This window comes from Microcystis sp. M079S1, assembly GCF_020246425.1.
GTDB classification, from domain to species: Bacteria; Cyanobacteriota; Cyanobacteriia; order Cyanobacteriales; family Microcystaceae; genus Microcystis; species Microcystis aeruginosa.
In genome coordinates, this window is record NZ_JADBSZ010000321.1 from 1 (window position 1) to 8,757 (window position 8,757).

Here is an 8,757-nt window from a genome sequence, read left to right on the forward strand (position 1 = left end):
AAATATGTTCTATATTCTCGCCAATATTCTAACGTTACTAAAACTTGTTCTTCTCTAGATCGTTTAGGTTTCGGTCCCCTTTTAGATGGTGAATTAGAGTCGGCTTCAACACTTTTTACTGATTCTACCATCTTTCTATATGTTTGTTTATACACACCGAAACGGCGTTTGAACTGTTCATCTGATAAGTTTTGATCATCCATATTTTTGCTAATAAACATAGCAAAAGTATAGATGATTTCCTGACCTAAGATCACATTTTATTCTTTTTTCGACTTCCATATAAAAATCGAGAAAAAAGCAAAAACCTCCATCATACCATAAAAAAATTATGCAAGAGGTCTAATAAGTCTAATCTAAAAATGCGGGTTTTTCTTTAAGCTCTAGCACGAAAAATTTGATTAGCAGTGAGGTTTAACTCTGGAAAAACCCCTGAAATAAGACGTTGCTCCTGTTTAAATAAATTACCTTGATATTCTCCATCGATTAATTGATAGATAGAAATGGTGGGTTCTTTGGGGCTGCCGATATATCGGGCCGAACCTTTGGCTAAATAATCGATAATCCAATATTCGGCAATTCCTAATTGTTCGTAGTCGTCGAATTTTTTCAGATAATCATCTCGCCAATTGGAACTGACAATTTCAATAATTAATTTAGCTGATGTTGCCAGAGAAATTGAGGAAGCGGTTTCCCAATAGGGATCATTAACTAGATTTTCTCTGTCTAAGACAATAATATCGGGTAGATAACCTGTATGGGGGCGAAGGGGTTTTACTGCGGCAGTATTGGGGATAAAATAGGGCAATTGCTGCCGATTTATCTCTAAGAATAGGGTTCCAGAAACAAATCCGCCAATTTCTTCGTGTTTTCCGATCGGTCGCATCATGGCTAATAATTTTCCTGCGATTAATTCGTATTGTTGTCCATCATCGGGATATTGATTGATATAGTCATCAAAAGTCAACAATTGGGGGATAGTTTGGGTTGTGGTCATGGCAGTTAGGGGAATAAGAGAGATGATTTTTCTAGATTCTAACTCGATTAACGACGTTGCCACCAAGTCAATCCAGCTAGGGTAAATCCTACTAAAGGCATCACTACCATCGCTATCCAAAAAATAGCGTTAGCTTGCAGGGGATTTAAATTGATTCTTCTATTTTCTGGTTCCTTAGCCCGGATAGATAAGGTGGCTGTTTCACCACTGGCTAACCACTGCACAGAATTTAAAAATATATCTCCGTTTAACTGTTGTTCAAACAGTCCATCGCTGGCAAAGCTGGCATTACCAATCACGATTAATTTACCTTTTTTTCCCGTCAGGGCAACTCCTAGATCAAAGGGACCAGCTAAATCTTTTTCAGGGTTAAACTGGAGATTCTGATCATTTAAATCACTCTCAGCCCACATTTTATCATTAGTAATCATTAAAGATACGGCTTCAATTCCTTCGACGGGAACGGTAGCGATGGGACGAGCAAAGGGAAAGATAGAAATACCGTTAGCAAAATCCCGGGTAATGGGATGATTGCCGTAATTGGTAATAATGGGACTAGCCGGTCCTAGTCCGATGATTTCCCCGGCACCGGAAGCATCAATAATAATCCGATTATCCAGTTTCACACCCCAGGCGGTTAATAAGGGTTCTAATCCGGTTTCGGTTTGAGGGTCAATCATTAATAAAATTTTGCCCCCTTGCTCAAGATAGTTTTTTAAAGCGGTGACTTCCTGGGGAAATATTTTTCTTTTGGGACTGGCAATAATAATGACATCGGCATTATTGGGAATGGTGGAACGTTCCACTAGATTAAGTGGTTCTACTTGATAACCTTTTGCTTCTAAACTATTGACTGCTTGCACTAATCCACCTTGAGGTTCTTTGATGGCATTTTCTCCATGACCTTGCAGAAAGTAAGCGGTTAAAGTGCGACTGGTTTTAGCGGTTTCGATGGCGTTACTTAGTTTTGCTTCGGTGAGACTTTCCTGTTCACTAATAGTTTTCAGGGGTTGTTTTTTTTCACCATACTGTACATAGACTCTAGACAGATTATCATTGGCTAGTTTTTTAAATTCCTGAACGATATTGGGGTTTTTCTCTGGGTTAACTATCTCGTACTGAAATTGGGGATTTTTGCGTTGATAATTGGCTAAAAGTTCCTCTTCGTTGCCACTGATTCCCCGGGTTGAAAAAATCCAGATTTTGACAGGTTTTGACAGATTGGTTAATAGTCTTTCGGTTTGGGGGGATAAACTAAAGATTTGGTTTTCGGTTAAATCAACTCGATAGGGATAACGGAGGGCGAGAAAGTTAATTAAACCAATAACGCTGAGGACAATAATAGTAGTAATGAGGGTTTGAGTGCCGGTGCGGGTACTTCTTTTTTGCCAAAAGTCTTTGGAAGTGATTACTAATAACAATAGCCACCCTAGAAACAAAATAGCCCCGGCAATTAATAACCCCAGAGAGAGGGATGACCATTGACCAGAAATTAACCCCACGGTTAAGCCGGCACTACCCAGAAATAGGGCGGGTATATAGAGAAATTTACCGTATTTTTGCCAGGATCTCATAGTTAGTTTCTTTGATAACGGTCCGCTTCGATCGCTTGAGTAGTTAGGAAGATTCCCAGCAGAATATAACTGAGGAGGATGACTAAACTACTACTGTCAAAAATTCCCCGCACGAAATTGTTAAAGGGTTGATACCAAGATAGATGGGAGAGCAATTCTTTCAGGAAAAATCCGATCTGTTCTCCCACTTCTCCTCCAATGCGATCTCGAAAGAAGGTTTCGGCATTGTTAGCAATTACATCCAGTATCCAGATAAATAAGATGGTGATAAAGGTGATGATGTAAGCCAGGATAGAACTATTGGTGAGGGAAGATATAAACATCCCGATGGCTAGGATGGCCGCTGCCAGTAAAATTAATCCTAGATGAGCTAGTAAAATACTGGCTATATTCACCGGGGGAACTGCGGTACTAAAAACCACTATTTCGTAAATCCAGAGGGGGGTAATCATCACGGTAAAAAAGGCCAGCACTCCCAATAATTTACCGATGGCTATACTCCAATTGGTCAGGGGGGAAGTGGCTAAAAGTTCTAGGGTTCCCTGTTTTTTTTCCTCTGCGTATAATCCCATAGACAGGGCTGGCAAAATTACCAACAATAAAGAGGATAAAATCATGCCGATGAAAGTGGTCATAAATTCAGATACCGTATCTCTGGCTACCAGAAATCCCGATTGTTCTTGGATACTAACATCGAGAATAATGCCGTAGAGAAGGGAGTTAAAGAAAAATCCCGCTACTAACCAAAATATGCCCATAATTATATAGGCATTGGCGGCGGTAAAATAGCTTTGAAATTCCTTGCGAAAAATCGCCCAGATATTATTGATCATGCCTCTCCTCTTGGTGATTACTTTCCCCGCTGCCGATTACTTCCAGAAAGATGTCTTCTAGGGTTTTACGCGTGCGACGCATTTCTAATAGGTTATAACCATTGTTGACAACTATTCTAGCAAGTTCTGCCCCTAGGTTTGTTCCCACTTGACCAACAATTTTAAGCAGGTTATCGCCGACTTTTGCTGCTTGTTCGACTTGCGGCATTTGTTGAAGGATTTCTAGCAGGGAATCCCTATCACCCTCGATCTCAATTTCATAACTGGAACCGGCAGGGGTAGCGGTAGTAATATTATTGGCCACGATGCGACCCCGATTAATAATTGTCGCTCGATCGCAGGTAATACTCACTTCTGGTAAAATATGAGTGGAGAGAATAATTGTATGTTCTCCCGCTAAACTTTTAATCAGATTTCTCACCTCGATAATCTGTTTCGGATCCAATCCTACTGTCGGTTCATCTAAAATAATTACCGGTGGATCATGTATGATCGCTTGGGCAATTCCCACACGCTGTTTATAACCTTTGGATAATTTGCGGATAATAACTTTTCTTTTTTCTAGTAACTGACATTTACCTAAAACTAAATCTACCCGCGCTTTTCTATCCCCCGATGAGATGCCTTTAATCCGCGCCACAAAATCAAGAAAACTTTCCACGGTCATCTCTGGATACAAGGGGGGATTTTCGGGAAGATAACCAATGCGACGACGCACTTCTAAGGATTGTTGATGCACATCGTATCCTGCTATCCTTGCTGTTCCCGTTGTGGCAGGAATATAACCAGATAAAATCCTCATAGTCGTGGTTTTTCCGGCTCCATTTGGTCCCAAAAAACCGAGAATTTCTCCTTTTTCTACGGTAAAATCCACGTCACTGATTGCCGCGGTAGAACCATAAATTTTACTCAGATGTTCGACTTCAATCATAAGCTTTATCAGTTATCAGTTATCAGTTATCAGTTATCAGTTATCAGTTATCAGTTATCAGTTATCAGTTATCAGTTATCAGTTATCAGTCAATAGTGTTAAGTTACAAGTTCGGAGCTTTCTTTTAACTCGACGGAATCTAAAACCTAATTTGTTAAGCTAGAAGATTTTATGGACTTAGTTTCTAACCTTCTTTTTGGGTAGGAGAATTGCCAGATTCTTTCTTTTGCCTCTTGCCTCTTGCCTCTTGCCTCTTGCCTACTGCTCACTGATAACTGATTTTTCCCAGACTATGATCCCGATTAATTTCTACCACTAGATCTGCTTGTTTGAGCAGGGGTGGCAGAAATAATTGCGGATGTAAACTTTTCCAAAAATACTTGACAAATTCCTCGATTTCTGATGGGTTCATACCTCCTTTTGCTTCGGCCGCCTGTCGCCATTGTAAACTGTAACGGTAGTCAAGGGGATAAAGAATCAGTAAGCGATCGATTTTTGACCAGAGGGGTAGATATTCTCGCAATCTTTGATTATTATCCCTGGCGAATTGTCGGTCTTCTTCGCTATTAATCGGATCGGGGGCATGATCAAAGACTGTTTCTTCTACTGGATTCATGCCCACAAACCAACCCTCGAAAAAAAGAATATCAACTCGTTCCACTTGTTCCGCTGCAATTCTATCCCCTTGTCCTCGATGCAGGGACTTGTCAAAACGCGGGATTAAAATCGGACTTTCTTGCTGACAAACCTGTTCTAAAACTTTAATTCCTAATTCTATATCATGAGTACCCGGTGGACCACGCCAGCGCAATCTTTCATCCTTTTGACGCAATTTTATTCGCTCATTATAGGTCTTATAAATATCATCTAAAGAGAGATTATTTACTTTTAAATCAAAATAGGCTAAAATAATCGACATTATAGATGTTAGGGTGGTCTTTCCCGTGCCTTGGGGAGCCAAAATGCCTTGAATCAACGGTTTTGCGTGGCTGCGTAGCTGTAGCGCCCAGGGAATCCAGAAGCGCCAACAGCTGATCAAAATCTGATTTGGCTGATTTATCCCTAACTCCTGACATTTTTGCCAGACTCGCGGCCAGAGAATCGTTAATAGTTCCGCCCTTTCCTGTAGGATCAGAGGGTTAGTCTGGTGAAAATTTAAGGATTCGATCGCTAGTAGTTCTTCTAGATCCGCGTCAGTTAAGGGATTTTTGTCGATTAATCCCTGTAAAATCGTCAAAATCTTCATAGCTGTTATTCAGGAGTAATTCTCTGGGGTTAGCCACCCATACCAGCAGATTAATCCCGCTCAAGATTTTTTTGAGAGTGTTTTTTAGGGTTATTTGCCCAAAAATGAAGGGTTCGCAGGCAGGCACGGATTCCCATTATATATATAAGTATATGTCAAGTCCCGTTTTTGGTCAAGGGGTTTGGTCAAAAATCTCTAGCTTTGTCTCCAGTTTCCCAATCGGTTAGACTAAGAATTATTCACATTACTTAACAAAACAGCAGATGAATACAGCTGCCCTGACGATAAAGCAAAATTGGCAATGGCAAGGAAATTCTATACACTATGTGCAAGCGGGTACTAGAGTTGCGGGAAAACCCCCGTTACTATTAGTCCACGGTTTTGGCGCTTCCACCGACCATTGGCGAAAAAATGTGTCAGGTTTAGCCTCAGAATGGGAAGTATGGGCGATCGATCTGTTAGGATTCGGTAGATCAGCTAAACCGGATATTGTCTATAGTGGCAGTCTTTGGCAGCAACAATTAAATGATTTTATCAAGGAAGTTGTGGGCCAACCGACGGTTTTAGCGGGTAATTCTCTGGGGGGTTACGCTTCTCTCTGTGTAGCTGCTAATCATTCCGAGAATGTTCGGGGATTAATTCTCCTCAATAGTGCCGGTCCCTTTAGCGATACAGAAAGCAATCGTCAGCCTAATTTAGCACAAAAATTACTGCGATCGATGCTGCTGCAACCCTGGGCCAGTTATCTCTTATTTCTCTATACCCGTCAACCCAAAACTATCCGCAAAACCCTAGAGAAAGTATATCTCGATCGCAGTGCCATTACCGAGCAGTTAATAGAAGATATCCGTCGTCCTTCCCTGGATGCGGGAGCAGCCAAAGTTTTTGCTTCTGTGTTTAAATCTCCCCGGGGGGAAAATGTGGATATTCTCCTGCAAAAGTTAAGTTGTCCCCTGTTGATGTTATGGGGTGAGGGGGATCCTTGGATGAATACTAGGGAACGCGGGGCCAAATTCCGTCAATACTATCCTTCTCTCACAGAATATTATCTAACTGCCGGTCATTGTCCCCACGATGAAATTCCCACAGAGGTTAACCGGTTGATTGGTGATTGGGTGAAAAACTTATAGGTAGTTAGGTATCGGTTATCAGGTTTTTATTCTCTTGACGCTTATCTAACCTGAAAAAAGAGGGTTCGCAGGCAGGCACGGATTCCCATTCTATATATAAGTATCTGTCAAGGGCGGGGATTTGTCAAGGGTTTTTTTGAAAAAATCTACCAGAATTTGGCCGGTAGGGAAGACATTGGCCGGTATTGGTAGAGAAGCAAATGAATGAGCAATTGCAGGGGATAACTATCTACTTGATGTCTCTGTTGGTCCCCCAATCTAATACATCTGTCCGTCTTTGTCGCAGTTGTTGGGCCGTTTCTTCTAACCAAGCAAGATAGTCTTGTTCGTATAAGTCTTTAGTTGTCATACCCTATCCTCTTTAGCACTGGTCAGGTATTAGGTTTTTATTTTTTTGACGCTTATTTGACCTGAAAAAAGAGGGTTCGCAGGCAGGCACGGATTCCCATTGTATATATAAGTATCTGTCAAGTGCGGGGATTTGTCAAGGATTTTTTTGAGAAAAAATCTGCCAGAATTTCAGGGGAGAAAATCGGAATCGAGGATTTGTTCGGGACTATAGGGGCAGCTTTCGGCAAAGATAGCGGCCGGTAATTGGCTTTTTTGTCGGACTCGCTTCACTGCTTTGGGGTAAATAACGGCGATTCTGGTTAGAAAATAGTTATAAAGGGTTTTCGACTCCAATAAAAGTTCTAATTCCACCCGAAAGTTACCGATTTCGTCCTGCCATCCCCGCGAACATCTTTCTCGTTCCTCCGGCCAGTATTGGTAGAGAAGCAGATGAATGAGCAATTGTAGGAGATAACTATCTACTTTATGTCTCTGTTGGTTCCCCAATGCTTCGATTTCTTCTTCGAGATGTTCCCAATCTAATACATCTGTCTGTCTTTGTCGCAGTTGTTTGGCCGTTTCTTCTAACCAAGCAAGATAGTCTTGTTCGTATAAGTCTTTATTTGTCATACCCTATCCCCTTTAGTGCTGGTCAGGTATTAGGTTTTTATTTTTTTGACGCTTATCTAACCTAAAAAAAGAGGGTTCGCAGGCAGGCACGGATTCCCATTCTATATATAAGTGTATGTCAAGTGCGAGGATTTGTCAAGGGTTTTTTATTGAGATTTTGTTAATCATCTCGAATACCGTGCATCATGGATTAGTAAACGCTCCGAAAGATTGGCAATATTCCAGTTTTCACCGTTATGTTGAAGAAGGAATTTATGATCAGATGTGGGGAGCTTCAGAAAAGCTGATCTTTGATAGTGATATTGGTATGGAATAAAATGTAGAAGTGAAACCCAAAAAATTCAGGTAAGAAATAAGGGCAATGTTGGGTTTCGTCACCTCAACCCAACCTACAGATCAGCGATCGCACTACTACAGATCGGCGATCGCACTACAGGATCAGCGATCACCTTTATCGAGAAGAAATAGCTACCTGCACATTCGGAGAAAAATTCTCGATTTTTCGAGAAGCATTAAGAATTTCAATCCCGATTACATTACCTGCTTGATCATAGTCAAGAATAACCCCCGGACTGATTGCCTCACTTTCTTCTACGGGTGTGTCATGCCAGGTAATTGTTAAAACGTCAACTTCAGCATCATATTTAGCTTTCATTTGATAGCTGCCTATATTTTCTAAGTTTACTGGTAACATATAGTGTAACAATTTTTTGAGGCTCAACTAAGTCATTAATGTAAATTCTCAGAAGATAAGTTTTATTGTTAATGGCGACAAACGTACCTTGATAAACTTTGAGTCCATCTTCTTCTAAAATTTGCTCAGGATTATTGAGGATGTCCTGCAATATTTTTAAAGAGATTTGGCGTTGAATAATTTTTTCTTCGGCATGGTGACTTAAAATAAAGTTCACGAGGATTTCGGAGTATTTTTTTGTAAGGGATTAGGGTTCTTCGGTTTGTCTTATGCAATGGACGGGGTTATAAGGAATGAAACCTTTATAGAGACAGACATTGCCGCAATTTTTGTCAATTGTTGGCGATCTGGAGCGAACTAATCAATTAAATCTCTTGCCAGATAAGGATTGA

Annotated in this window: 11 protein-coding genes and 1 pseudogene; 2 read left to right on the forward strand and 10 right to left on the reverse strand. The window is 40.8% G+C overall.

The features are described 5' to 3' along the window. From IM456_RS20740 to IM456_RS20765, 6 genes are all read right to left on the reverse strand, one after another. On the reverse strand, window positions 1-221 hold a 221-nt coding region (locus IM456_RS20740), incomplete at its 3' end, for a helix-turn-helix domain-containing protein (protein ID WP_502866994.1). 155 nt (window positions 222-376) lie between these two features. After that, complete coding sequence (locus IM456_RS20745; protein ID WP_287691906.1) at window positions 377-997, reverse strand: Uma2 family endonuclease; 621 nt, start codon at window positions 995-997, stop codon at window positions 377-379. A gap of 47 nt (window positions 998-1,044) precedes the next feature. After that, on the reverse strand, window positions 1,045-2,571 hold the full coding sequence (locus IM456_RS20750) for a GldG family protein (RefSeq protein ID WP_287691905.1): 1,527 nt from the start codon (window positions 2,569-2,571) through the stop codon (window positions 1,045-1,047). Window positions 2,572-2,573: 2 nt separating this feature from the next. Further along, window positions 2,574-3,404 carry an ABC transporter permease gene (locus IM456_RS20755; RefSeq protein ID WP_149986398.1) on the reverse strand — a complete coding sequence of 277 codons (831 nt, stop codon included), beginning with the start codon at window positions 3,402-3,404 and terminating at the stop codon, window positions 2,574-2,576. Next, window positions 3,394-4,335 (reverse strand): ABC transporter ATP-binding protein, encoded by a 942-nt coding sequence (locus IM456_RS20760; protein ID WP_287691902.1) that lies wholly within the window; start codon window positions 4,333-4,335, stop codon window positions 3,394-3,396. Before IM456_RS20760 ends, IM456_RS20755 begins: the two co-directional genes overlap by 11 nt. Before the next feature lie 265 nt (window positions 4,336-4,600). Continuing rightward, on the reverse strand, window positions 4,601-5,581 hold the full coding sequence (locus IM456_RS20765; protein ID WP_287692903.1) for an ABC transporter ATP-binding protein: 981 nt from the start codon (window positions 5,579-5,581) through the stop codon (window positions 4,601-4,603). Window positions 5,582-5,844: 263 nt separating this feature from the next. Here IM456_RS20765 and IM456_RS20770 point away from each other — a divergent pair, with 263 nt between their 5' ends. Next, on the forward strand, window positions 5,845-6,711 hold the full coding sequence (locus IM456_RS20770) for an alpha/beta fold hydrolase (RefSeq protein ID WP_149986403.1): 867 nt from the start codon (window positions 5,845-5,847) through the stop codon (window positions 6,709-6,711). Between the two features lie 176 nt (window positions 6,712-6,887). On the opposite strand, the pseudogene IM456_RS20775 reads toward IM456_RS20770, so the two are convergent. After that, window positions 6,888-7,060, reverse strand: a pseudogene (locus IM456_RS20775) (DUF29 family protein); the annotation flags it as partial. A 170-nt stretch (window positions 7,061-7,230) separates the two neighbouring features. Next, window positions 7,231-7,671, reverse strand: a complete 441-nt coding sequence (locus tag IM456_RS20780) for a DUF29 domain-containing protein (protein WP_149986405.1) — start codon at window positions 7,669-7,671, stop codon at window positions 7,231-7,233. A gap of 115 nt (window positions 7,672-7,786) precedes the next feature. On the opposite strand from IM456_RS20780, the gene IM456_RS20785 reads away from it, so the two are divergent. Beyond that, window positions 7,787-7,987 carry a hypothetical protein gene (locus tag IM456_RS20785; protein ID WP_149986406.1) on the forward strand — a complete coding sequence of 67 codons (201 nt, stop codon included), beginning with the start codon at window positions 7,787-7,789 and terminating at the stop codon, window positions 7,985-7,987. Between the two features lie 135 nt (window positions 7,988-8,122). Here IM456_RS20785 and IM456_RS20790 read toward each other — a convergent pair whose 3' ends face one another. Both IM456_RS20790 and IM456_RS20795 read right to left on the reverse strand, forming a co-directional pair. After that, complete coding sequence (locus tag IM456_RS20790; RefSeq protein ID WP_002775710.1) at window positions 8,123-8,365, reverse strand: DUF2283 domain-containing protein; 243 nt, start codon at window positions 8,363-8,365, stop codon at window positions 8,123-8,125. Continuing rightward, window positions 8,316-8,582 (reverse strand): hypothetical protein, encoded by a 267-nt coding sequence (locus tag IM456_RS20795; protein ID WP_002798441.1) that lies wholly within the window; start codon window positions 8,580-8,582, stop codon window positions 8,316-8,318. Before IM456_RS20795 ends, IM456_RS20790 begins: the two co-directional genes overlap by 50 nt. Between the last annotated feature and the right edge of the window lie 175 nt (window positions 8,583-8,757).

Excerpts from the sequence above, each read along its gene's own strand:
- IM456_RS20765 (WP_287692903.1), bottom strand. The coding sequence starts at position 5,581 with ATGAAGATTTTGACGATTTTACAGGGATTAATCGACAAAAATCCCTTA.
- IM456_RS20745 (WP_287691906.1), bottom strand. The coding sequence starts at position 997 with ATGACCACAACCCAAACTATCCCCCAATTGTTGACTTTTGATGACTAT.
- IM456_RS20780 (WP_149986405.1), bottom strand. The coding sequence starts at position 7,671 with ATGACAAATAAAGACTTATACGAACAAGACTATCTTGCTTGGTTAGAA.
- IM456_RS20755 (WP_149986398.1), bottom strand. The coding sequence starts at position 3,404 with ATGATCAATAATATCTGGGCGATTTTTCGCAAGGAATTTCAAAGCTAT.
- IM456_RS20750 (WP_287691905.1), bottom strand. The coding sequence starts at position 2,571 with ATGAGATCCTGGCAAAAATACGGTAAATTTCTCTATATACCCGCCCTA.
- IM456_RS20790 (WP_002775710.1), bottom strand. The coding sequence starts at position 8,365 with ATGTTACCAGTAAACTTAGAAAATATAGGCAGCTATCAAATGAAAGCT.
- IM456_RS20760 (WP_287691902.1), bottom strand. The coding sequence starts at position 4,335 with ATGATTGAAGTCGAACATCTGAGTAAAATTTATGGTTCTACCGCGGCA.
- IM456_RS20785 (WP_149986406.1), top strand. The coding sequence starts at position 7,787 with ATGTCAAGTGCGAGGATTTGTCAAGGGTTTTTTATTGAGATTTTGTTA.
- IM456_RS20770 (WP_149986403.1), top strand. The coding sequence starts at position 5,845 with ATGAATACAGCTGCCCTGACGATAAAGCAAAATTGGCAATGGCAAGGA.